A 23,921-nucleotide genomic window follows, 5' to 3' on the forward strand; every position below is an offset into this window, starting at 1 on the left:
AGTGCCTGTGTCACCGGATGGTCATACCGAATTTGAAATCGGAAAGTTGATTTTGAATTTGCTTATCGTCTTTATCCTCGTTTTTCTGAACGGCTTTTTCGTTGCTGCCGAATTCTCGCTCGTCAAGGTCCGCCAATCCCGGCTGACCCAGTTGGCCAGGGAGGGGAATCGCCGGGCAAACTATGCCCTGAAGGTCAACAAGCGGCTGGATACCTACCTGTCGGCGACCCAACTCGGGATTACGCTCGCTTCGTTGGGACTTGGCTGGGTCGGCGAACCGGCGGTATCCGAGCTGTTGATCGAGCCGATCATGCACAAAATAGGGATGACGGACCCCACGCTGATTTCCACGATTTCGGTGGCGGTTGGATTTGCGATCATCACTTTTTTACATATCGTCATGGGCGAGCTGGCGCCAAAATCGTTGGCCATTCAGAAGTCCGAGGATACCTCGTTATGGTTGTCGTGGCCGCTGCTCATGTTCTACCGATTGTTCCTGCCGATTATTTGGCTCCTGAATTCGGCGGCCAACGGAGCGCTGCGCCTGATCGGCATCGAGCCGGCCGGCGAAGGCGAAGTGGCGCACTCCGAAGAGGAGATTCGCATCCTGATGAATCAAAGCGCCAAAAGCGGCGTGATCGATAAAGATGAGATGAAGCTGATGGATAACATCTTCGATTTCTCCGACATGCTGGCCCGCGAGGTCATGCTGCCGCGGACCGACATGGACTGCCTGTATACGAACCTGAGCTGGGAAGAAAACATGAGAATCGTCAGGGAGACCAAGCATTCCCGGTATCCGGTCGCGGTGGAGGATAAGGACCAGATCATCGGCTTCGTCCACATCACCGACCTGTTGCTGCCGGATCCGGAGAAGAAGCTGGATTTGGCCGAGATGGCACGTCCGATTCTCAATGTACCGGAATCGATGGAAGTCAGCCATGTGCTTCGCTTAATGCAGAAGAAGCATTCCCAGCTGACGCTGGTCGTCGATGAATACGGGGGAACGGCGGGTCTGCTGACCGCGGAGGAAATCCTCGAAGAGATCGTCGGCGATCTGCATGACGAGTTCGAAGACGAACGTCCGGAAGTGGAGAAATTGACCGAAGGCGTGTATTCGGTGGATGGACGACTATTGATCGAAGAAGTCAACGATCTGATGGGCAGCGAGATCGAAGATGATGAGGTCGATTCCATCGGGGGCTGGTTGTTCAAGGAACTCGAAGGCGCGCCGGTCAAAGGAAAAAAGAAGCAGGTCGACCGCTTTCTGTTCGAGGTCGAGGAATCCGGCCGCCTGCGCATTACCCGCGTGAAAGTGATCCGCTTGGCCGTAGAGGAGCCGGAAGAGGAAACCGAAGACGAATAGGTGGACAAGCTCCGCTACAACCAAGACGCCGTTTCTCCTGAACTGGAGATACGGCGTATTTTTTTGCGAATTTTGCGGAGTTCCGGTTCATTATTTGGGCGATCGTCATATGTTAGTGGTAGGATGCAGGGAAAATATGGTCTCCCTGATTGCATGAAATTGTCCTGGAAAAGGAGGAAGTTTCTTTGAGCCATCCCCAAGAGCGTGTGTGGACCCCTTTTATTGGCCCGTTTGATCCTTGTCCGCCGATTACGCACAAAACCTACAGTACCCCTCCGCAGCTGTTTATCCATTTTCAGCCCCCGAATCTTCCGCAGTTCGGTCTTATGGAAGCCTTGAAACGCGGCACGTTATGGCCGGCGTTGTACAGCCCTTACGAATCCAAATGGGGAAAAGGACGGTGATCCCATGATGGAGAATCCCAACAATCAACCTTTCGACCAGGAATACTACGAAATGCTCGAGAAGCTGCAAGCGCTCGACTTTGCTCTGGTGGAGCTGAATTTGTACCTCGACACGCATCCCGACGATTTGGCGGCGATTCAGCAGTTCAATCAACTGACTCAGGAACGGACGCAGCATGCAAACCATTTTCAGCAGCTTTACGGCCCGCTGCAAAACTTCGGGCGCAGCTTTTCGAAGTTTCCCTGGGAATGGTCGAAAAGCCCTTGGCCTTGGCAGGTTTAACCTAACCTGCCTTCGATGTTATGGAAGCTAAAGGAGGTTAATCAGGCGATATGTGGGTTTATGAGAAAAAGCTGCAATACCCGGTTCGTGTAAGCAAATGCGATCCCCGGATGGCCAAACTGCTCATTGAGCAGTACGGCGGGGCCGATGGGGAGTTGGCGGCGGCGCTGCGTTATTTGAATCAAAGATATACGATTCCGGATAAGGTGATCGGGCTGCTCAACGACATCGGTACCGAAGAGTTCGCCCACCTCGAGATGATTGCCACAATGGTTTATAAGCTGACGAAGGACGCGACGCCGGAGATGTTGAAAGCCGCCGGCATGGATCCGTATTACGTCAACCACGACAAGGCGCTGTTCTATGAGAACGCAGCAGGCGTGCCGTGGACGGCGACGTACATTCAGGCGAAAGGCGACCCGATCGCCGACCTGTACGAGGACATCGCGGCCGAGGAGAAAGCGCGAGCTACATACCAGTGGCTGATCGACATGACCGACGACGTCGACATTCAGGACGGCCTGAAGTTCCTGCGCGAACGCGAGGTCGTCCATTCGCTGCGGTTCCGCGAAGCGGTGGAGATTTTGAAGGAGGATCGGGAGCATAAGAAGTTTTTTTGAATAATGGCATGATCGCAGGGATTTGTTAGCCGACGGCTACGGATCCCTTTTTCAATACGATGCGCATATCGACGCACCTTTAGGATTGGGTTCTTGGATCGCATCTCGTTGTTCTGTCAACTGCTTTGCACGATTATCCCTTTTATTAAGGAGCAGCGGCAAGGGGCTAGGGTAAGGGATAAATAAGAAAATAAATACCAAAGTATCTTGCTCTATTCCTCTCGTCCGGTCTGTTTCACTTCGCCTGCCTGCTTCCTTCTCTTAAACTTGCATCTTTGTCCTAACCCCTCGTATACTCTCAATCCTATCTGCTTCTCCACCAAATACTTTCTTCTCCCGAGCTAGTCCGCTTCTCTGCTCCCTGATCAAATGGGATAATCGTGCAAAGAACGTCCGGACAGCAAGTGTTGATCTGCCGCTTAAACCGGTTGCCGCTTGACACCTCAAGATGATCGCCACGATAGTATACAAACTGACGGAGAACGCAACACCGGAAATGTTAAAGCGGCCGAGCTGTACGAGGGCGGAAGCGTTATCGTTCAGCAAGTTCGCGAGATTGCGCATCATTCCCTCCACGTTGTTTGGATTGGCCAACTGCAGCGAACGGCTGCGGCGGGATTAAAAGATTTCCGACACTTCGATCAGCCGGATTTCGAAAGGCTCCAAAACCGCGTGAACGGTTAACTCCTCGGAGGAGGTGCCGAGTTCCTTCTCGATTTTCGGAATCGAAATCCGCTGGAGATACTTGATGTCGTCACAGGAAAGCTCTTCCGTTTGTCCCAGATTCAACGCGTTATCGTAGGCGCTGCCGTAACTGCGATTCACGATGGAGTGCTTGATTTCAAAGCTGCCGGCAAGGGGAGCGAGCTCCAGCCGGAATTCGCGCTTCGCTTTGTTGGGGAAATGCGAGTAACGTTCCTTGTGCGAGATGCTGATCGAAATGCCGTTCGCGTAAATGTCGTCGTAATGGTGATAGTTGTACAGCAAAATCTGGTAACGGTCCTCTTGTTTAGTGATGAAGTAGCCGTCTCCCCGCTCCACGAGGAAATCCCCCAGCTTGTTCAAAAAGCAGAAGGCATGGTAAGCGGGTTTCATGATGTTGTTGAACGTAAACAAACCGAGGCCGCCATGAAACACTTGGCGCGGAAGCCGGTTTTCTTCGTGCAGATCGGTCAGGAGCCAGTAGCCGAACGAGTCCAAACGGTCGTAATTTTCCGTAATATTTTTGATGACGTAAGAAGATTTGAAGCAGGTGTCGCTCATTAAATCCTTGTGCGAAACCGTCGAATTCCATTCGGTCAAATAAACCGGCAAATCCGCCAATTCCGCTACCCGAAGCCGGTACTGGAGCCGGTCGATAAACTGCTTGAACGAATCCGTGACCGGACTCAGATTGAGCTGCTTGTCCATGCTGAGTTGATCGCCTTGCGGAACGAGATCGATATCGTAATAGTGAATCGTGATAAAGTCGGGCAGGCAATCGTTGCCTTGGCTGAACGCAAGAAACGAAAACAGCCAGTCCTCGCTTTTGTTGTAGGTCGAGAAAGCCGCCGGTCCGCCGAACGGTAGCGCGGGGTCGATCTTTTTTACCGTCTCGTACGTGTTTTTGTACAGCGAGAAAAACGTTTCGTCCTGCTTGAAGCCAAACAGCAGGTTGGACGAGCTGGGTTCGTTCCATACGCAGAACAGCCAACCGCGGACTTCTTCCACGCCGTATCGGCCGATCAGGTGCAGCGTTAACGCTTCGACCAACCGGTTCCATTTATCCATGTCCTTGGGAGGGCTGGTGTTCATATTGGCGTAGAAAACGGTTTTGGACAAGTCACTGGCCAGCTTTGTCGGCATAAATGAAAATTGCACGAGCGGCTTCAGGCCAACCGAAAGCAGGAAATCAAATGCGCTGTCGATCATTCGGAAATTGTACAGGGGCCTTCCTTCGGCGTCTTCGCCGTATACCATAAGATCATCGTCCAGCAAACCGTGCATTTTGATGTATTTAAAACCGATTTCCCGCTGTGCGGTGCGCAAGGCTTCCTGAACGTCGGCATACAAAACTTCTTTGACGCGGCTGACCCCGATGAAGTTTTTGAAATGATGGTGCAGCTTTCCGGTTGGCTTCGACAAGTCGATCCGGATCGTCGAGGAGAAACGCTGCATGATCTTCCCCGGCGTTGCGAAGGAAGAAGGTTCCCCCAGATTGTTCTCGATAAAACGGGAAATTTCCTCATGATAGGAATGCGGCTCGTCCTGATAGTAGTTCACCGACTTTTCCTTGGTCGCCTCGATGCTTCCCGACACCTCTTCGGCGTGTTTCTTGCGCCAGATGCTGGGAAGCTCCCCGTATTTCTCCCCGAAAGCCGTTACGAAGGATCGCACGTTGGGAAAACCGTTTTTGGCGGCGATCTTGTCGATCGTCAAAGACTCGTTTAACAAATCGTTAACGGCATAATGCAGACGCAGGTCTTTCAAATATTCGCTGAAGGACAGGCCCAATTTCTTCTTGAAATATTTGGACAGGTAAGGAACGGACAGAAACTCCTGCTTCGCCACTTCCTGCAAGGAGATCGGTTCCCCGTAATGGCTGTTGACATAATCGAGAATCCGCCGCAGCCGGTCGAGCCCTTCCTTCGGCTGCCGGGGCATTTCCTGCTCGTCGCTGCTAAAGTGGGTGCAGAGCTCGTAAATCAGCTCGTACACGAGAGAAGCGTTCTTCAAATCGACGAATTCGGAGGCACTGATGTTGTGCTGCAGGATTTGGGCGACGATCCGTTTGATGTTTCTGAACATCCCGGGATCGTCCGTTTTGGCGGTGTTGCAGTCAAAATACATTTTTTTGATGTCGACGACGACTTCCTTCAACAGCTCGAGCTTGATTTGCAAGGCGACCATGGTGGCGTCATCGGAATGCAACTCATGCACCTCGTTGGAATTGATGAGAATGAGGTCTCCCGCGCCCAGGCGGTAGGAAGCGTTGCCCACGTTAATGTCCACCTGGCCCTTCATGGTTACGATAAGCTCCAACGATTGATGCCAGTGCCGGCTGACGCTGCCGATCCGGTGCAGGAAAAATTTGATGGGAAGCTTCTTGGGAAAGTTGATGATTTCATGACGAGACTCCAAGGTCATGCACTCCTTGATGGTTGGTTTTTTAATTCGATGCTTTTTTCAGAGTGTACTAAATATTAATGTAATCCACAATACTAAAGAGTGAAATGTTGGAAAATGGTGATTTAGGTTAAAAATTTGCTCTAGTTATAGCAAAACATATAGTTATTATTTGCTCTTGGCTATGATAAAATGTCTTGTTCAAGAACCTGCGGACAGACATGGAATGCAGCATGATCAAAGTACTTGGCGTAGAGCGTTATTTTGCTTTTATGACCCGCCCCAAGGTGAATTATTTAATTTCGCGCTTCTTTCATGGGCGTTTGGCAATAATGATTGGTTAAATTTTTGCCCTAATGAAGATAAATGAATCAGTTATAGCCGATTCTTAATCATGTTACACTGGGGCTGCGGGAAGAAAGCGATATCAAGGATTGAAGGAAGGTAGACATGGACAAACCCGTTTTTTTAGAAACGAGAAACATCGTGAAGAGGTTTAATGAGGTTTTAGCCGTGAACAAGGTTAGCATGAAGATTTATCGCGGCGAAATCCGGGGGCTGATCGGTGAAAACGGTTCCGGGAAATCGACGATCTCCGCTATGATCAGCGGCTTGCTTCCGACGACGGCTGGGGACATCTCTGTCGAAGGTGTGCCGTATGTTCCCAAAAATCCGCTGGATGCCCGGGCCAGGAAAATCTCCATGATCGTGCAGGAGACCGGAACCATCGGCGAGTTGTCCATCGCGGAAAATATTTTCCTGGGGGATGAGAAACGCTTTGCCCGGAACGGTTTCGTTGATCGCAAGCGGATGTATCAGGAAGCGGAGAAAGCGCTCGACCTTGTCGAATTCGGCGAGGTGGACGTGTCGCAGCCGGCCTTCACGCTGAACTTCGAGCAGCGGAAGTTGGTCGAAATTGCCAGAGCCTTGTATCACGACCCGGAATTGTTCATTGTAGACGAGACAACCACCGCATTGTCGCACGACGGAAGACTTTTGATCCATCGCTTGATGCGCAAGCTGCGCGATCGAAATAAAGCGGTGCTGTTCATCTCCCACGATCTTCCCGAACTGATGGAGGTTTGCGACGTGCTGACCGTGATGCGGGACGGAGATTTGATCACGACGATCGACCGCTCTGATTTCGAGGAAAATCATATTAAGCAATCGATGGTTGGCAGAGTTATTGAAGGGAACTACTACCGAAGCGATGCCTGCGCCTCGCGTGGGGAGCAGGCGATGATCCGCGTAAACGGCGTTCACACCTCATTGCTTTGCGATATCCGTTTTGAGCTGTATCAAGGAGAGATCCTGGGCATCGGCGGTTTATCGGGGAGCGGGATGCATGAGGTAGGAAAGGTGATTTTCGGCGAAATCAAGCCGGAGCGGGGAGAAGTGATCGTCTACGGGGAGAATGGCGACGGGACTTTATTTCCGCACGCGGTGAAAAACGTCCAAACCGCAATCGCCAATCGGGTCGGTTATGTGTCCAAGGATCGGGACCGGGAAACCTTGATCATGGAAGCTTCGATCAAGGAGAATCTTGTGCTTTCCGCACTCGGAAAGCTGACCAAGTTCGGCCTCGTATTGCCCGGAGCGGAGAAGAAATTCGCCCGAAAGCAAATAGAGGGACTGAATATCAAGACAAGCGGGATGAATCAGCGGGTAGGGGAGTTGTCGGGGGGGAACAAGCAGAAGGTTTCCTTCGGCAAGTGGATCGGAAATGATTCCAGAATCTTGATTCTCGACAGTCCGACCCGCGGCGTCGACGTCGGCGTCAAGACGACGATGTACCAACTGCTCTACTCGCTCAAACAGCAGGGATACGCCATTTTGATCATTTCGGAAGAACTCCCGGAATTGATCGGAATGAGCGATCGGATTCTGGTCATGAAGGACGGAAAAATCAATAAGGAATTCCGGCGCGACGAAAACTTGAACGAATCCATGCTAATCGACTACATGATTTAGGCAAGGCGGTGAGAAAGAACGATGAAACAATTTATCATAAGGCATCAAAGCGCGCTGATCCAATATGCCGGCTTGGTGCTCGTGCTGCTGGTGTTCGCGTTCATGACGGACGGAGCCCTGTTGTCCGAATTTAACATCCGGACGATTCTCAAGCAGCTCGTTATCCTGTTCACGATAACGGTCGGCATGATCTTCATTTTTTCGCATGGCGGGATGGATGTTTCGGTAGGGGCGGTTCTTGCGTTAAGCTCGATGGCTGCCATATATGCGCTGAATGCGGGAGCGCCTTTGGCGGTCGGGGCTCTCGTGGCGATCTTGGTATCTGTAGTCTGTTATTTGCTCAATGTGCTGATCGCCAACCAATTTGGCCTTATGGCGGCGATTTCTTCGCTTGCGGTGATGATTGCGGGCAGGGGGATCGTGACTTATCAGGTATCGACCTCGGTTTCCAAAATCGCTTTGGCCGATGCCGGGCCATTAAGAGCCCTGGGGCGGAACGTGCCGCTGATCGTCACGATTATGGTGCTGGTGGGCGTGGCTGGCTACGTGCTATTTCATTTGACCAAAATCGGCAAACAAAACAAAGCGATCGGCGATAACCCGTTGGCTGCTTCGCAGAGCGGCGTACGGTTGAAGAGGATAAAGGTGATCGCTTATCTATCGGCGGGCATCCTGGTCGGGTTTGCCTCGATCCTTTCCTTGTCCCGTTCGGCGGTTATTAGCGAAAACACGGGGATGGGCCTGGAGATGGACGTGATCGTCGCGCTTATCCTTGGGGGAATGGCGCTAAACGGGGGCAGCCGCTCCAGAATGAGCTCCGCGTTTGTCGGCAGCATTACGCTAGTACTGTTGAACAACGGCTTGGTAATGGTGGGCGTTCCGCCCGAAGTGGTTTCACTGGTCAAAGGGATGATTTTCCTCATCGTCGTGTTCCTGCTTCTACGGAGGCCCGGCGGCGAGGTCATGCCAAGATAAACCAATCAAAACAGAGAAAAGGGGTAAAATCGATGAAAAGTAAACAGTGGGTATTCTCTTTAGCCGCCTTGATGTTGCTGATCAGCGTCGTTCTGGCCGGTTGCGGCGGGAGCGGTAACAGCGCTAAAGGAGATGCGGGCGGAAACTCAAAAGGCGACTATACCATCGGGGTCATGCTTTACAATTACACGGATATTCAAGGCCAGCAAATTAAAGCCTACTGTTCCTATCTGGAGGACCATTTCAATGTCAAATTTAATTTCGCTACGGTAGGCCCCAGCGAAGAGGGACATATCAGCGGCCTGGAAAACCTGCTTGCCTCCGGGGTCGATGCCGTAATCAGCGGCTATGATACTGCCCTGGAGCAAAGCCTCAGCCTCGTCGAAGAAGCCGGCGTATATTATGCGGTCGCGCTTGGCGAGGTCGACGAAAATGTCTCGAGCGATTATTTTGTGGGCGGCATCAAGCAATTCGGCGAGAACCCGGAGGAACTTGGCGCCAAGTATGCCGAACAGGCGTATGCCGCCGGCGTGAAACAGATCGGGATGACGTCTTTCCTGGAATTCGCCTTTGTGGACGCTCCCGCCATTATCAAGGGCTTCACGGATAAAATGGAGGCGCTTGATACCAAGGGAGAAATTACGGTCTACCCGACCGAATTCCATTCGTTTGCTCCGGAAAATGCGGCGGATGCCGTCACCAAGGTGATTTCCGATCACCCGGAGGTGGATGCGATTTTCGGTTTGGGCTCCGGCATGGATTATGTATATCCGGCGATCCTCAACAGCACGAAGCCCAATATCCCCCTGTTGGCGCTTGGCTATAACGATACTACGGAAGAAGGGTTTGAAAGCGGCAAAGTCCTTATGGCCGGAACGAACAACTACGGTCAGGTTATCGCCAATTCGTTTGCGCAAATTTACGATCGGCTAAACGGGAAAACCTACGCGGATTGGAAGCCGAACGGCTATGTCAATTATGTAACCATGACTTCAATTGAAGAGGTCAAAGACTTCAAAAACTATATTATTCCTGAGGATAAATCGAATGGCCCAGTGACGGCTGACGAGTTGAAAAACGTGATGTTGACGTACAACGATGCAGCCACTTGGGCATCGTTGCAGGAACTGACGAGCCGAACGCTTGCCGAGATCAAGGCGGCCAGAAATTAAACCATGCTTGCTTGGGGAAGAAGTCTGACGGGCAAGCGGATAATGGAGTGAAAATATGCGAGTCTTGATTAAGAAACAGGCAGTGAACCTCCTGAAAACCTTCATGTTTCCGATCGCGGTGTATCTCGGCATTCTTATTGTGACGCTTCTCATGGGCAAAACGGGGTATATCTCGGTTGGCGCTTTCGACCGGATTGTGAGAGGCAGCGTGCTGACAACGATCACGGCGTATGCCATTGCGCTGCCTCTATCCGGGGGAAGGTGGGATTTTGCCCCCGGCATAATCATCATGCTTGCCGGCATTATCGGCAGCAATTTGACGATTGATCTGGGGCTCGGGCCGGTTATGCTGCTGGCGATCACCATTGCCGTTGCGATTCTCCTCAGTCTGTTCGAAGGTTTGCTTTATTTATGGATCCGAGTGCCGACGATTATCGTTTCACTTGGTGTGGTTATGATGTACGAGGCCGTATCCGGCGTCGTGTTCGGCGGTTCGGGAACACAACTTTTCATGCATGCCAACTTGACCGTATTCGCCAGACCTCCTTTGATCTATATCGTGCTCGCGCTGATTATGGTGTTATTTTACTACTTGTTGAGTCATACCAAATTCGGCTACGATACGAGATCCTTGTCGGCGAATCCAAGACTCGCAGTCAATATGGGCGTGAATGAGAAGAAGAACATGTTACTGACCTATTTGGTGGTCGGTGCACTGCTGGGAGTCGCTGCCGTCCTGAACGCTTCCACCGTGTTGGTATCGCCTGCCGGAAATCTCAGTTCCACCGCTTTGATGTTCTCCTCTATGGCCCCTGTATTGATGGGGCTGTACCTGGCGCAATTCACGAATTTACCGTTGGGCATTTTTGCGGGAGCGCTCGGAATGAATGCCTTGTCCTACGGGATGGTGGTGCTGGGGATCAACAGCTCCCTGCAAACCGTCATCGTTGGGGTGTTTATTGTCGTATTCATGGCGTATACCACGAATCAGGAGCGGATCCGGTCCTACCTTAACCGGATGAAAACGGGGAGCAGGGCGCAGGCCTAGGAAAGAAGTTGGGAGAGGAGAGAGAAGAAACCTATGGACATCAATCTGCTGCGGAATAAACCGTTTGATTTGCAGGATGACGATTTGGAATGGGTGAAGTCGACCTTTGAGCGGTTGACGACGGACGAAAAGATCGGCCAGTTGTTTTTTATGGTTGGCTACAAGCAGGACGAGCCGTTTTTAAAAAGGTTGGCCGGGGAACTTGGCGTGGGGGGCCTGATGTGCCGTTCGATGGACAAAGAGAGCGTGATGGCCACGGTTACGGCCTTGCAATCCTCCGCCCCCATTCCGCTGCTGATCGCGGCGAATCTGGAAGCCGGCGGCCAGGGAATTACGAAAGACGGAACGAAAATCGGCTCGAGTATGGCGATCGCCGCTACCGACGATACCGAGCTTGCTTATCAGTTGGGGAAGATCTGCGCCCTTGAAGGGAAAAGCGTCGGGGCCAACTACGCCTTCGCGCCCGTCGTTGACGTGGATTATAACTTTCGCAATCCGATTACGAATACACGAACCTTCGGCAGCGATCCGGAGCGGGTAAAGCGTATGGGCGCGGCTTATGTTAAAGGGGCCCAACAGCAGGGAATGGCTACATCCGTCAAGCATTTTCCCGGGGACGGCGTGGATGAAAGGGACCAACATCTCGTTACCTCCGTCAACACCTTTTCGCCCGACGAGTGGGACCGCACCTTCGGGAGCGTATATCAACACCTAATCGATGAAGGAGCCAAGACGGTGATGGTCGGGCATATCGCGCTGCCCGAATATTCGAAGAAGCTGGATCCGTCGCTCAAGGATAAAGATATTTTGCCGGCATCGCTCGCCAAAGAGCTGCTTAACGGCTTGCTTAGGGAGCGGCTTGGTTTCAACGGCTTGATTATGACCGATGCAACCACCATGGCGGGGATGAATATTCCGATGCCGCGAAACGAGTTGGTTCCGAGGTCGATCGAAAACGGGTGCGACATGTTTCTGTTCACCAAAAACCTGGACGAGGATGTCGCCTTCATGAAGCAGGGCCTGGAAAAAGGACTGCTTTCGGTGAAAAGGCTGGATGAAGCCGTGCTGCGCATCCTCGGGTTGAAGGCATCGTTAGCCTTGCATAAGAAGAATAACCTTCCGTCCCCGGAAACGGTGGAGGCGGTCTTGAAGAATGAGCGGCATTTGAGCATCGCCGAGCAGGTCGCCGACCGGTCCATCACGCTCGTAAAGGAAGAACCCGGCGTGCTGCCCATCACCAGCGATCGCTATAAGCGGGTGCTGCTTTACGATATCGAAAGCGAGGCGAACGCGCTTGGCTACAACAAATCGAGCGGGCTTGCGGCTTCATTTATTCCGTTGCTGAAAGCCGAGGGCTTCGAAGTGACGCGATTCGAGCCGAACGGCATCTACGAAGGGCTGCAGGGCTCGTTTACGGAGATGAAGGACCGATACGACCTGATCATCTATCTTTGCAACCTGGCGACCAAATCGAATCAGACCGCCGTACGCATCGAATGGATCAATCCGATGGGGGTAAACGTGCCCATTTACATGCAATCCGTTCCAACCCTGTTTATTTCGACGGAAAACCCGTATCATTTGCTGGATGTTCCTCGCGTCAAAACCTATATCAATACGTATGGGGTTAACGATTATACCTTGCCCATGCTGGTGCGAAAACTGTCGGGGCAATCGGATTTCAAAGGAATAAGCCCCGTGGATCCATTTTGCGGAAAATGGGATACCCGATTATAGAAAGAAGGAACACATGTGATACATGAAACGATAAAGCTATTCGAACACTCTTCGGCCACCTTGACGACCTACGTACAGGAAAACGGGGAGTTTGAGCGGAAAGATATGACCCGACCCGCCATTCTGATCTGTCCGGGGGGAGGATACGCCTTCATCTCCCAAAACGAAGGAGAACCTGTGGCGCTTGCATTTGCCAGAATGGGGTATCATGCGTTTGTGCTGAAATATTCCGTTAAGATCGAGAACCCGTTTCCGACGGCGCTTCGGGAACTGGCTAAAGCAATGTCCATCATTCGGGATCGGGCCGACGAATGGCTGGTGGATGTAAACGACATCAGCGTCGCCGGATTTTCGGCCGGCGGAAATTTGGCCTTAAGCCTCGGTATTTATTATAAGGATGCATTGATTACCGGCGAGATCGGACTTACCCCGGAGCAAATCAAGCCGAATCAGTTGATCCTCGGTTATCCGGCGGTTACTTTGGAGCCGCGGTCGACGGAAACCCCGCCTTTTGTTATCGAGCTGATGGAAAAGGGGCTAATGCCGGATTTTCGCGGCCCGAACATCCGGGAAATATTGATGGGCAAGGAAAATTTGACGGAAGAGGAAGAACGGTCGCTTAATCTCCTGCAATACGTAAACGGGGATACGCCCCGCACATTTATCTGGGGGACTTACGAAGACAGCGTCATTCTGCCGACCGATTTGCTTGGTCTGGCCGGCAAGCTGTTTGAACATCAAGTGCCTTGCGAACTGCATTTATTCGAAAAAGGGCCTCACGGCATGTCACTTGGCGATGCAACCGTGAAACCGGAGGAGCAGGTCAAAGCGTTAAGCCTCGGAGCTTGGGTCGAATTAAGCGCGAAATGGCTTGAGCAAGGGAGAGGTTAAGGAGCATGCAACCGCAAGCATTCATTTTTGATCTGGACGGCGTCATCACGGACACGGCGGAGTTCCATTATCTGGCTTGGAAGCAAATTGGAGCGGAGCTTGGCATTGAAGTGGACCGCAAACTGAACGAGCGGCTAAAGGGCGTAAGCCGCATGGAATCGCTGGAGCGGGTGCTGGCGGCCGCTCCCCGGCCGCTTGACCTGTCCGCCGGTGAAAAGGAACAGTGGGCGACCCAAAAGAATTTGCTCTATCAGGGGCTGATCGAAACGATCCGGCCAAGCGATAGGCTGCCGGGGATCGACGAGCTGCTGAAGAGTATCCGGAACGCGGACCTCTTGCTGGCTTTGGGATCCGCAAGCCGGAACGCGAAGGTTGTTCTGGAACGGCTTGGCCTGGCCGGCGCGGTTGATTATATTGTCGATGCCGGTCAGATCCGCTTTGGCAAACCGCATCCCGAAACCTTCATGAATGCCGCCGATTATTTCGGTATCCCGTACGAAGCATGCGTCGGCGTGGAGGACTCGGCAGCCGGCATCGAAGCGATCAACGCCGCCGGCATGTTTTCGGTCGGCATCGGGTCGCCGGATGCCTTGCGCGAAGCGAAGTATCTGGTCGCCGATACATCGGAGCTCACGTTGGGCGGGATTCTGGAAGCTTACCGCGGGGATGAGGATTGCGGGTCCCCGTTTCGGCTCTAATGGCGGCACTTCCATGGGCCGATCCTTTGAATGACGACCCCAGGAATGATCAACAGCAGGACAATGGAGCCGTAAACGCCGATGGTATAGCTGGTCGCGTAGATGAGACCGAACCCTTGGTGAAAAAGAAAAGTGAGAAGATGAATCAGCATATTCGTGAAACAAAAGGCGTAACTGCGGATCATCCAGCTTCGGTGCTGGACGATCCGTTTCTTTTTGATTTGTACGAGCGCCATGGCGGTGGAACCGGAAGTCGGTTGATAGCCTGAGTCCGCGAGCAAAGGAAAAACAGGTCTCCATCGCGATTCGTTCAACGGACGATTGCTTAATACGCGGCGATGCCCATCTGTTGGAACGGGCCCCAAGAACACTTCGATATTTTATTTCGTATAAATCGGCATCAACACTCCATCGACGAATTGGTCCAGATACGCTTTCGTTACATTTCCGCCTCGCATCATGTTCTCAAAACGCAATAAGTCGAACGGTAAACTCATTTGCATTACCGAGAGTTCGCCTTGAATCTCCCCTCGCCGTCTAGCAAACTCCAGTATCTTGTTCATGACCTCGATATTGCTTTCCTGCCCTCGGATGGAGAACTCCCGGAATTGTTCGTTTTTTCGGCTCAATTCGAACAAAATGGCGCTCGTAATTTCCGGGCCCACCGTATCTAAAAATTGCTGGTATAACTCTAAGACTGCTAATAAATCGGCTCGCAAATCCCCTTGTTCCTGAACTAAATCAATCAATCTCCCGCCGTGGGCTTGCGTAAATCTGTATTGTACCAACGCGTACAAGAGATCGGCTTGACTGTTGTAACGCCCGTAGATCACCGTTCTGCTGGTTTTTGCTTGTTTTGCAACGTTCTGAAAGGTCATATTCTCATACCCTAAGGTCGATAGAATCTCATAGGCCGCTTCCAGAATCGCCGCTTCCAATTGTTCTCCTCTTCTTCGTCCCCTAGCCATGAGTGCAACCTCCTGAGTGATTTCTATAGATTCATGATCTGAATAACGTACGAATTGTACTTTATTTTTCGCGGGATATATAATTCTACTTAAGAATAACATGCAAAATGTACTTTATATAGAGAGGCTGTGAACGATAAACCGGCATGAATAAAATATTAATCGTGGATGATGACCCTCATTTCCGCAGACTGATCACCGTTGTATTAAAAAAGGAAGGCTGCGAATTATATGAAGCTTCCGACGGAATCGAAGCGCTCTCCCTGCTGGAGACCGTAAAAGTCGACCTGGTCATTCTCGATGTGATGATGCCGAACATGAATGGCTGGCAATTGTGCCAAGAACTGCGGGCTCATTATGACCTCCCCTTGCTGATGCTTACCGCCAAAGGAGACCTTCAGCAAAAAGTGAAGGGGTTCCAATCAGGGACCGACGATTACCTGGTCAAACCTGTAGAGCCAATGGAATTAGTGATGAGAATGAAGGCATTGTTAAGACGTTATCAAATCGTATCGTCCCAAACGGTGAACATCGGCGAATTGTTCATGAACCGTAAGAACTATGAGGTTACCGTAGGCCGGGCAATCCTGTTTCTGCCGCTGAAGGAATTTGAGCTTTTATTCAAATTGGCCAGTCATCCCAACAAAACATTTTCGCGGGAAGAGCTGATTACGGACATATGGGGGTACGAGTTTGAAGGAAACGAACGGACGCTGGACGTGCATATCAATCGGCTGCGCCAACGTTTTCCGGAATCCGATCATGCCTTTGCCATCAGGACCCTGCGAGGTCTTGGCTACTGTTTGGAGGTGAATCCGTGAAAAAGGAAAATCATGTTCGGAACGATAGGAATGCCCGGGGCTTGACGGTATTGCTGCTTGTAAGTTTAGTAATTGCTTATATTCTTGCTTATACACTTTGCCGCATGACCGCTTCTCTTATGGGTTACGAGGAGCTTCATAGACCCACGTTTGCTTTTCTGATCCTTGTCCTTTTGATATGGATCGTATTCCTGTTGCTCATCGGTAGATATACGAGAGTACAGCCATCGTTTAAAACGAAGCTTTCGAAAAAAGAAACGATGATTGGAGGTATCGTACTCACCCTTGCCACACTGGCTATTATGATCGGCTGCGGCGCGCTGGCCGGGCTTTTTACGCAAATCATTTATTTTACGTTGGGCCATGTTCCGGCAAAGGAATCGATCTATAGACTGGGCCTCAATGGGTTGATTTGGCTGACTCTCTTATGGCTGGTAAGATCTTACCTCAAACGTGGGAATGTGGCAAAATATATCGATTTGGTTGCCGCCGTCATCCGGGTATTGGAGAGCATTGCCAGTGGCGACTACAAAGCCAGGCTGGAGGTTAAATTCAACGAAAACGAATCGTTTGGCGAATTAGTGAATAGCGTAAATAATATGGCCGCGGATTTGGAGCAGATGGAGAATATGCGCCAGGAGTTCATCTCCAACGTATCCCATGAAATCCAGTCCCCGCTTGCGTCCATCCGCGGATTTGCCCAGGTCTTGCAAAGCAGCGAGCAAGCAAGTCCCGAGGAGGCAAAAATCTATTTAGGCATTATTGAAACCGAAAGTGCGCGACTGTCCAAGTTGAGTGACAACTTGCTCCAGCTTACGGTTCTGGAATCGGAGAGTATGAAACTGGAACGTCGCCCCTACCGGCTGGATAAGCAATTAAGGGATTTGATTTTGGCTAGCGAACCGCAATGGAGAAGCAAAAGAATCGGTATGGAGGCTTCCCTGAACGAAGCAATCTGTACATTGGATGAAGACAGGATGAGCCAGGTTTGGACTAATTTGATTCACAACAGCATCAAGTTTACGCCCGAAGGCGGCAAGGTAAGGGTGGAGCTGCATCAACATGGCGCAAACATCGAGGTTCACATCTCGGATACGGGAATCGGCATTTCGGAGGAAGATCAGCAGCGTGTTTTCGAGCGCTTCTATAAAGCGGACAAATCTAGAGAGCATTCAACGAAAGGCAGCGGACTCGGTTTATCCATCGTCAACAAAATCGTTGATTTGCATGGCGGCGGTATTCGCTTGCGTAGTCAACCGGGTGCAGGCACAACAATTACTGTGTTTTTGTCAAATTGACATTTTATGGTATATTTGATTTAAATGTAGTTTACTCGCTTGTTGTATGATGAACCCGAGAGGGAGACGAATACAAACAAGGAGAGCTGTGCATGCCGGAAATGATACTAACGCAACATTTGTTCAAACGATACGGAAGTAAGACGGTCATTGACGATATTTCCCTGTCTGTCAACAAAGGGGAGATTTATGGCTTTCTGGGGTTGAATGGTGCAGGGAAAACAACGATTATTCGCCTTCTTCTGGGGATGATACGGCCTTCATCCGGGGGAGTTTACTTGGATGGGAAATGGGTTGAAAGCGGCGATCCCGGGTTGTGGGAAAATGTAGGTTATCTCGTGGAGACGCCTTATGCTTATCCTGCATTCACCGTACGGGAGAACCTGGAACTCATTTGCCGGCTTCGACGGATTTCCGGCAAAAAACCGGTTGATGAAGTGTTGCGGAAGCTGAATTTGACTCCTTATGAACATACGAAGGCGAAAGACCTGTCTTTAGGGAATGCACAGAAGCTTGGATTGGCGAAAGCGCTGATTCATAATCCGAGCATCCTGATTTTGGACGAGCCTACCAACGGACTTGACCCCGCCGGCATCTATCAGGTCCGAGAATTGCTGCAGGATCTGGCCGGCAATCATGGCGTAACGATCTTTATTTCCAGTCATATCCTGGAGGAGATGTCCAAGATGGTGTCGCGATTCGGAATCATCCATCAAGGCCGGATGATGCAGGAAATGAGCGCTAGCGAGCTGGATCGTCTTCGCAACAAACATCTGTGGGTGGAAACCCGTCACCCGGAAGCTGCAAGGGCTAAACTGGCGGAGGAAGGGTATTCCGTTCATTTGTCCGGCCAGGGATTACTTGAAGTGACAAGTGAGAAGGCTATTCGTCATCCGGAACAGATCGCGGAGCTGCTGGTACATGCCGATATGCCCCCAACCTTGCTGAAAGTGGAAGAAGAAAATTTGGAATCCTATTTTTTGAGAAGCGTCGGGATGATTGGAGGCGAAGCCAAGTGAATTATTTTATGGCTGCTTTTGGAGTCGAAACTTATAAATTGCGCCGTTCTTTGGTACCCTGGCTCACGCTTCTGTTTTTAATATTCGTCGTTTCGCAAGAAGCGGGCCAACCGGACTGGAACTCCTTTCTGGATGGAGCGGTTTACCGATTTACGATTTTGGGGTCCATCGGTTTTGGGTTCCTGACGAGTTGGTTGTTTGGCCGTGAATATACGGATCGCACCCTGAAAGATCTGCTTTCATTGCCGGTGTCGCGAATAAACCTGGTGCTGGCGAAATATGCTGCGGTTCTCGTATGCTGTTCGTTAATGGCAATCATCGTATTTGTATATGTGCTTGGCTTAGGAAGCATTGTGGGTTTGCCCGGATTTTCATGGGACGTCATCCTGCATGCCCTTGGCGTGTTCGCCTTGACTTCGATTTCCAATATCCTGCTTTGCACGCTTGTCGCTTTTTTGGCCAGTTGGTCACGCGGGTGGCTGGCTCCGATCGGGTTTGTATTTCTGACCCTGATCCTGGCGCTAAGTCTTGGGGGGAGTTCCCTCGGTCCTTATGTGCCATGGGCGATTCCGGCGCTGCAAACGGTGCAATTCGGTTTTGCGGGAGCCGAAGCCGGAGTTTTGAATATCCTAAGCTACCTTATTCTTGGCGTTGCCGGGTTTGCCGGTTTTATCGGCACATTAACGTGGTGGCGTTATGCCGACCAAAGATAACCTAAACATGATCCGCTTTTTTGGTCTGATCGTACATAAGGCGTTGCCTTTATGTACGATTTTATTTTTGGGTCCATTCAATTATATAATATAGGCATCGTATTCCGATAATTATTAAGTTAGGTGCTGATGAGAATGAATTTGTTGGAAAGATGGACCCGCGGCGCGAAATTCATTTTGATTTTGCTGGCCATCGTCTATGTATTTTCCTTGGTGAGGCCTTTTTTCCTCCCGATGCAAGCCGTGATCGGAGCCATTTTGATTCCGCTGCTGCTCGCAGGATTTTTTTATTATTTGCTTCGCCCCGTGGTCCTTTACATGGAACGGCATAAAATCAAGCGGTCTTTGGCGATCCTTATCCTTTATGTCGTCATGGCCATTTTAACCATTGCATTTATTGCCGGGGTATGGCCTCTTTTGCAAGCTCAGTTGGTCAATTTAGTGCAAAACATTCCCCAATTCGTGAATCTGCTTGACGCTCAACTGAAGGAGTGGGGAGAAACGCCTTTCCTCTCGTCCATTATTCCTTCCGATTCCGGCTTGGCCGCTAATTTTTCGGAGTACTTGAGCCAGGGGATTTCGTTTTTGACGAATTACCTGACCGGCTTCGTCTCTTTCCTGTCCCAATTCGCGATCGTGTTGTTTACCTTCCCGATTCTGCTCTATTACATGTTGAAAGAAGGCCACCGCTTCAAACGCAGCTTGGTCAAGCTCTCTCCCATTCGGTATCGGAAAGAGGTGTTTCGCGCTACCCGGGACATGGACAAGGCGTTAAACGATTATATTATCGGCCGGGTCATCGTGAATGCAGCCCTTGGCGTTCTGATGTTTATCGGCTTCCTAGCGATCGGGCTGCCCTATGCCCTTTTGCTGACGACGATTGCGGTCATTTTAAACTTTATACCTTTGTTCGGGGCGATTATTTCTGCCATTCCCATTGTTATCATCGGCCTGATTCAGTCCCCGTCGACAGGCGTTTGGGCGTTGGTCATTATTTTGCTGGCGCAGCAGATTCAGGATAATGTGATTTCACCCTATGTCTTTGGAAAAAAGCTGGACATTCACCCGGTGACGACGATTTTGCTCGTTTTGGGAAGCGGCAACTGGTTCGGCATCGTCGGCATGCTGGTCGTGATCCCGGTGTACATGCTGTTGAAAATCGCCTGGAAGCGGCTATATAAGTTGTTCGTAAGGTCTCATTGGGAAGCTTTGTGAGTGTTTAAAGCGCTCAACTAATGAAGAATGGCTGCGCAGGGATAACCTTCCCGCCAAGCTTGTGTTATAATCGGGTTAGTTTTTGGCCTGCAAACAAAATTTTGAACAGGAAAGGGTGCCAGGAATGAAACGGAGTACAATCTGGACGGCTGTGGGCGTTGTTGCCGTAGTCGCCGTAGGAACCTTCTATATATTGACAGGAGTAGGGGACAAGGGCAACGCGACGCAAGAGCTCGACGCCCAAAGCCTCAAGCAGCTCGTTCATGATTACAGCGTCCGCAACTTGACCGCCGAGTCCGCTTCCATCACGCCGCGACAGCTTATCGTGAACGGCGATACGGCAAATTCGAAGACTTATGATCTGCCCAAGGATGAGTTTTTCGTATCCATCGCGCCGTATGTGGAACAAACGCATCCTTGCGAAATCCATAGTTTGACCGGCTGCCAAGGCGAAATGGCAGAACAGGAATTCCAGGTCAACGTCACCGATTCGGAAGGCCGCACGGTAGTGGATCAAACGATGAAATCCCAAGCCAACGGATTTATCGACTTGTGGCTGCCGCGCGATCAAACCTATCGGGTCACGGTCGAACATGACGGAAAAACGGCGGAATCGGAAATTTCCACGTTTGATAACGACAATACGTGCATCACGACATTGCAGCTCAGTTAAAATGTAAATAATATGGTTTATGCACCGACGGGTGGGAGGACGGGCCATGAACAAACGAGATCAGGTCATCATGGATTTCAGGGACTTATTTAACAAGATGGCTTGGCTTAATAAGATTAAGATGGAAGACCGTCTAAAGGGTTATAAGCCTTCTGAAGTGCATTGCATCGAATCCGTTGGAAAAAATGCGGATCCCAACGTGACCAAACTTGCGGAGTCCCTTTATATGACCAGAGGTGCCATAAGCAAATTAACTAAGAAGCTCATGGAAAAGGACTTAATCGAAAGCTACCAGAAGCCGGATAACAAGAAAGAAATCTATTTCAGGCTTACGGAGCAAGGGAAAATCATTTATCAAATCCATGAGGAACTGCATCAAGAGTTTCAAGAGCGGGATAAAGCCGTATTTGAGCAGGTAACCGAGGAACAATTTGATAGTATGCTTAACTTCATGGAAAAGTATAGCAGGCATTTGGATGCGGAAATAAAGAAACAGGGGATTGATATCTAAGTCGGCATCAATTTGAATCATGAAAAAGAAACCGCAGGCAGCCGGGCTCTATTGAGAACGGGCTGCTTTTTTATTGTTGTTATTTTGTTGACAAGGAAACAAAGTCGCGATATGATAAGTTTGTTTCCGAGGAATCAAAATCACAAATCTTGAAGGGAGAATCTAAGTGTTCAAATTTAGATCACACCATGGACAGAACACCGAACAAACGATAGATAAACACGCATTACTATTCGGTCTTATCTCTGTGTTTCTTTGCGGAATAGGCTTCAGCATCTTAACACCTGTCGTCCCATTCTTAGTACAGCCTTATATAAGCAATCCGGGAGAACAAGCCATAGCCGTTACGCTGCTGACCTCTGTTTATGCCTTCTGCGTGTTTTTTGCGGCCCCCGCGCTTGGAGCTTTGAGCGACAAATATGGCCGTCGTCCGTTGCTCTTGGTATGCCTTTTGGGTTCCGCAATCGGGTACTTCGTATTTGGCATAGGAGGAGCTTTATGGGTCCTATTTGCCGGGCGTATAATAGAAGGTATAACAGGCGGGAGCATAAGCACGATCTTCGCCTATTTTGCGGATATCATTCCTCCGGAACAGAGAACCAAATACTTTGGATGGGTGAGTGCGGTTGTAGGTGCTGGCGCTGTCATTGGCCCCACTCTAGGCGGATTGCTTGCCAAGTTTGGATATTCTGTGCCCATGTATTTTGGAGCAACCATAACTTTTTTGAATGTGGTTTACGGATTCTTTTATATGCCTGAGAGCCTTGACGAGAGTAACAGACGGAAGGAGATTGCCTTTGTAAGACTGAATCCATTTACACAGCTTGCAAACGTCCTTTCCATGAAAAACTTAAAAAGGCTGCTTGTCTCCGCGTTCTTACTTTGGATTCCCAACGGATCTTTACAGGCCGTCTTTTCGCAACTTACGATGGATACTTTCAGCTGGAAGCCTACAATCATCGGACTTATGTTTTCAATAATGGGCGTCCAAGACATCGTGTCGCAAGGTTTCATCATGCCGAAGCTTTTGATCAAACTTAGCGATAAACAGATAGCCATTCTTGGAATGGTTTCGGAGATGATAGGCTACAGCCTTATCGCGCTATCTGTTTTGTTCTCATTCTATCCTCTTATTATCGCCGGAATGTTTATATTCGGTTTTGGCGATTCGATCTTTGGGCCTTCATTCAACGGGATGCTCTCCAAGTCCGTCGATTCCAGCGAACAAGGAAGGATTCAAGGAGGTAGCCAATCTATTCAGGCTTTAGCAAGAATGATCGGGCCCATCATAGGAGGTCAAATCTATGTATCGCTTGGGTCTCCCGCACCCGCTTTTATGGGGGTGATCCTAATAGCGGCGGCAATCCCCGTTTTATATAAGAGAACGCAAGTAAAGATGTAAACTACCAATTTGTCTATAGTTTGGGACCTCGCCGTGGCGAGGTTTTTCTCTTTTTTGCAGGGGCCGCTCACACCGGCCCTCGGGCTTTCTGGCGGTTTTCCTTCCGATAATCGAGCGGCGCGAGACCGATCTCCCGCTTGAACGTCTGCGAGAAATACGACTGCGATTTGAAGCCGATGATTTCCGAGATTTCGAGCACGGAGTAGTTGGTCGACTCCAACAGAAATTTGGCCGTGTCCATCCGCACCTGGTTCAGGTATTTGACAGGGGAAACGCCATACGTTTTTTTGAACAAGTGGGAGAGGTAGTATTTGTTGATATGCGCTTCCTCGGCCAACGATTCGAGCGTGATGGTGCTTTTGAAATGGACATCTATGTAATTTTTGACTAGGGCCACCTCCTTTTGCACCTTTTCGGTCGAGGAGACGTTGATGGAGACGTGCTTTTTGCGCAGCACCAAAATCAAGATGACTTGGATCAGATTTCTACACAGCTCGAGATAGGCTTCCTGCTTCGCGCTATATTCCTCGAATGCTTTATACAGGTAGAGCAGGATGCTTTTGTCCGGGTCCCGGAAACGAACGTAGGGCACCGTGTCCTCGTCGGAAATAAAGGAGATGCCGTTCAGGCCGATGACGAAATACTCCAGCGGATCGCTGAAATCGGAAATTTCCGTATGCTCGATATTAGGGTTCACGATGATCACGTCGTGCTTTTTGATGGGGAGGCGCTCGTCCCTGACGAGAAACTCCCCCGTGCCGCCCGTCACATAAAACAACTCGGCAAAATGGTGGGAGTGCTTCAGGCCAATCCAGTTTTGGCTGTCGGCATCCGACTTGTTGATATAGATCAGCTCCGTACTCAGGCTGGCGATCAGATCTACCGCAGAAGATGGCTGATTCGTCATATATCCAATCCTTTCCTTTCCAAAATACATATCGTCCGGCAGTTTTGTTCACGGGTTCATGTCAAACAAATGATAGCACAAAATGTTATCTTTTTTCATTAATAAAGCAATATACCTAACAAAT

Annotated in this window: 23 protein-coding genes and 1 pseudogene; 20 read left to right on the plus strand and 4 right to left on the minus strand. The window is 50.3% G+C overall.

The genetic code is table 11. The features are described from left to right. Position 1 precedes the first annotated feature (1 nt). From ACQ4N8_RS15115 to ACQ4N8_RS15135, 5 genes are all read left to right on the plus strand, one after another. Positions 2–1,366, plus strand: a complete 1,365-nt coding sequence (locus ACQ4N8_RS15115) for a hemolysin family protein (RefSeq protein ID WP_430705205.1) — start codon at positions 2–4, stop codon at positions 1,364–1,366. A gap of 185 nt (positions 1,367–1,551) precedes the next feature. Next, positions 1,552–1,770, plus strand: a complete 219-nt coding sequence (locus ACQ4N8_RS15120) for a spore coat associated protein CotJA (protein ID WP_430705206.1) — start codon at positions 1,552–1,554, stop codon at positions 1,768–1,770. A 4-nt stretch (positions 1,771–1,774) separates the two neighbouring features. Further along, on the plus strand, positions 1,775–2,053 hold the full coding sequence (locus ACQ4N8_RS15125) for a spore coat protein CotJB (RefSeq protein WP_430705207.1): 279 nt from the start codon (positions 1,775–1,777) through the stop codon (positions 2,051–2,053). Positions 2,054–2,103: 50 nt separating this feature from the next. Continuing rightward, complete coding sequence (locus tag ACQ4N8_RS15130; protein WP_430705208.1) at positions 2,104–2,673, plus strand: manganese catalase family protein; 570 nt, start codon at positions 2,104–2,106, stop codon at positions 2,671–2,673. A 448-nt stretch (positions 2,674–3,121) separates the two neighbouring features. Continuing rightward, the gene (locus ACQ4N8_RS15135; protein WP_430705209.1) at positions 3,122–3,295 is read left to right on the plus strand and encodes a hypothetical protein; all 174 of its coding nucleotides are present in this window, start codon (positions 3,122–3,124) and stop codon (positions 3,293–3,295) included. Here ACQ4N8_RS15135 and ACQ4N8_RS15140 read toward each other — a convergent pair. Next, positions 3,292–5,793: a GH39 family glycosyl hydrolase gene (locus ACQ4N8_RS15140; RefSeq protein ID WP_430705210.1), complete on the minus strand. Its 2,502-nt coding sequence runs from the start codon at positions 5,791–5,793 to the stop codon at positions 3,292–3,294. The genes ACQ4N8_RS15135 and ACQ4N8_RS15140 overlap by 4 nt on opposite strands. A 498-nt stretch (positions 5,794–6,291) precedes the next feature. Between ACQ4N8_RS15140 and ACQ4N8_RS15145 the strand changes: the two genes are divergently transcribed. From ACQ4N8_RS15145 to pgmB, 7 genes are read left to right on the plus strand one after another with little or no spacing between them, the layout of a single operon-like run. Further along, positions 6,292–7,749, plus strand: coding sequence for a sugar ABC transporter ATP-binding protein (locus ACQ4N8_RS15145; protein WP_430705211.1), 1,458 nt, complete (start codon positions 6,292–6,294; stop codon positions 7,747–7,749). Positions 7,750–7,770: 21 nt separating this feature from the next. Further along, positions 7,771–8,724, plus strand: coding sequence for an ABC transporter permease (locus ACQ4N8_RS15150; protein ID WP_430705212.1), 954 nt, complete (start codon positions 7,771–7,773; stop codon positions 8,722–8,724). A gap of 32 nt (positions 8,725–8,756) precedes the next feature. Beyond that, a complete protein-coding gene (locus ACQ4N8_RS15155; protein ID WP_430705213.1) occupies positions 8,757–9,896 on the plus strand; it encodes a sugar ABC transporter substrate-binding protein in 1,140 nt (379 codons plus the stop codon). Between the two features lie 55 nt (positions 9,897–9,951). Beyond that, positions 9,952–10,944, plus strand: coding sequence for an ABC transporter permease (locus ACQ4N8_RS15160; RefSeq protein ID WP_430705214.1), 993 nt, complete (start codon positions 9,952–9,954; stop codon positions 10,942–10,944). A 33-nt stretch (positions 10,945–10,977) separates the two neighbouring features. Then, positions 10,978–12,681, plus strand: coding sequence for a glycoside hydrolase family 3 protein (locus ACQ4N8_RS15165; protein WP_430705215.1), 1,704 nt, complete (start codon positions 10,978–10,980; stop codon positions 12,679–12,681). Between the two features lie 15 nt (positions 12,682–12,696). Continuing rightward, positions 12,697–13,572, plus strand: a complete 876-nt coding sequence (locus ACQ4N8_RS15170; protein WP_430705216.1) for an alpha/beta hydrolase — start codon at positions 12,697–12,699, stop codon at positions 13,570–13,572. A 5-nt stretch (positions 13,573–13,577) separates the two neighbouring features. Next, on the plus strand, positions 13,578–14,270 hold the full coding sequence (gene pgmB / locus ACQ4N8_RS15175) for a beta-phosphoglucomutase (protein ID WP_430705217.1): 693 nt from the start codon (positions 13,578–13,580) through the stop codon (positions 14,268–14,270). Here the strand turns inward: pgmB and ACQ4N8_RS15180 are convergent. Both ACQ4N8_RS15180 and ACQ4N8_RS15185 read right to left on the minus strand, forming a co-directional pair. Next, positions 14,267–14,512: pseudogene (locus ACQ4N8_RS15180) on the minus strand (DUF2306 domain-containing protein); the annotation flags it as partial. The gene pgmB and the pseudogene ACQ4N8_RS15180 overlap by 4 nt on opposite strands. A gap of 138 nt (positions 14,513–14,650) precedes the next feature. Beyond that, on the minus strand, positions 14,651–15,238 hold the full coding sequence (locus tag ACQ4N8_RS15185) for a TetR/AcrR family transcriptional regulator (protein ID WP_430705218.1): 588 nt from the start codon (positions 15,236–15,238) through the stop codon (positions 14,651–14,653). Positions 15,239–15,384: 146 nt separating this feature from the next. Between ACQ4N8_RS15185 and ACQ4N8_RS15190 the strand changes: the two genes are divergently transcribed. The 8 genes from ACQ4N8_RS15190 (at position 15,385) to ACQ4N8_RS15225 (ending at position 22,890) form a co-directional block, all read left to right on the plus strand. Next, complete coding sequence (locus ACQ4N8_RS15190; RefSeq protein ID WP_430705219.1) at positions 15,385–16,059, plus strand: response regulator transcription factor; 675 nt, start codon at positions 15,385–15,387, stop codon at positions 16,057–16,059. Further along, on the plus strand, positions 16,056–17,357 hold the full coding sequence (locus ACQ4N8_RS15195; protein ID WP_430705220.1) for a sensor histidine kinase: 1,302 nt from the start codon (positions 16,056–16,058) through the stop codon (positions 17,355–17,357). Before ACQ4N8_RS15190 ends, ACQ4N8_RS15195 begins: the two co-directional genes overlap by 4 nt. A gap of 92 nt (positions 17,358–17,449) precedes the next feature. Next, the gene (locus ACQ4N8_RS15200; RefSeq protein ID WP_430705221.1) at positions 17,450–18,376 is read left to right on the plus strand and encodes an ABC transporter ATP-binding protein; all 927 of its coding nucleotides are present in this window, start codon (positions 17,450–17,452) and stop codon (positions 18,374–18,376) included. Next, entirely contained in the window at positions 18,373–19,089 is a 717-nt protein-coding gene (locus tag ACQ4N8_RS15205; protein WP_430705222.1) for an ABC transporter permease, read from the plus strand. Before ACQ4N8_RS15200 ends, ACQ4N8_RS15205 begins: the two co-directional genes overlap by 4 nt. A gap of 129 nt (positions 19,090–19,218) precedes the next feature. Then, a complete protein-coding gene (locus ACQ4N8_RS15210; RefSeq protein WP_430705223.1) occupies positions 19,219–20,304 on the plus strand; it encodes an AI-2E family transporter in 1,086 nt (361 codons plus the stop codon). Positions 20,305–20,428: 124 nt separating this feature from the next. Continuing rightward, complete coding sequence (locus ACQ4N8_RS15215) at positions 20,429–20,977, plus strand: CueP family metal-binding protein (RefSeq protein WP_430705224.1); 549 nt, start codon at positions 20,429–20,431, stop codon at positions 20,975–20,977. A 46-nt stretch (positions 20,978–21,023) separates the two neighbouring features. Continuing rightward, positions 21,024–21,488: a MarR family transcriptional regulator gene (locus ACQ4N8_RS15220; RefSeq protein WP_430705225.1), complete on the plus strand. Its 465-nt coding sequence runs from the start codon at positions 21,024–21,026 to the stop codon at positions 21,486–21,488. 166 nt (positions 21,489–21,654) lie between these two features. Further along, positions 21,655–22,890 carry an MFS transporter gene (locus ACQ4N8_RS15225; RefSeq protein ID WP_430705226.1) on the plus strand — a complete coding sequence of 412 codons (1,236 nt, stop codon included), beginning with the start codon at positions 21,655–21,657 and terminating at the stop codon, positions 22,888–22,890. 67 nt (positions 22,891–22,957) lie between these two features. Here ACQ4N8_RS15225 and ACQ4N8_RS15230 read toward each other — a convergent pair whose 3' ends face one another. After that, complete coding sequence (locus ACQ4N8_RS15230) at positions 22,958–23,797, minus strand: AraC family transcriptional regulator (protein WP_430705227.1); 840 nt, start codon at positions 23,795–23,797, stop codon at positions 22,958–22,960. Between the last annotated feature and the right edge of the window lie 124 nt (positions 23,798–23,921).

It is taken from the genome of Paenibacillus macerans (assembly GCF_050565405.1).
Taxonomy (GTDB): Bacteria; Bacillota; Bacilli; order Paenibacillales; family Paenibacillaceae; genus Fontibacillus; species Fontibacillus macerans_B.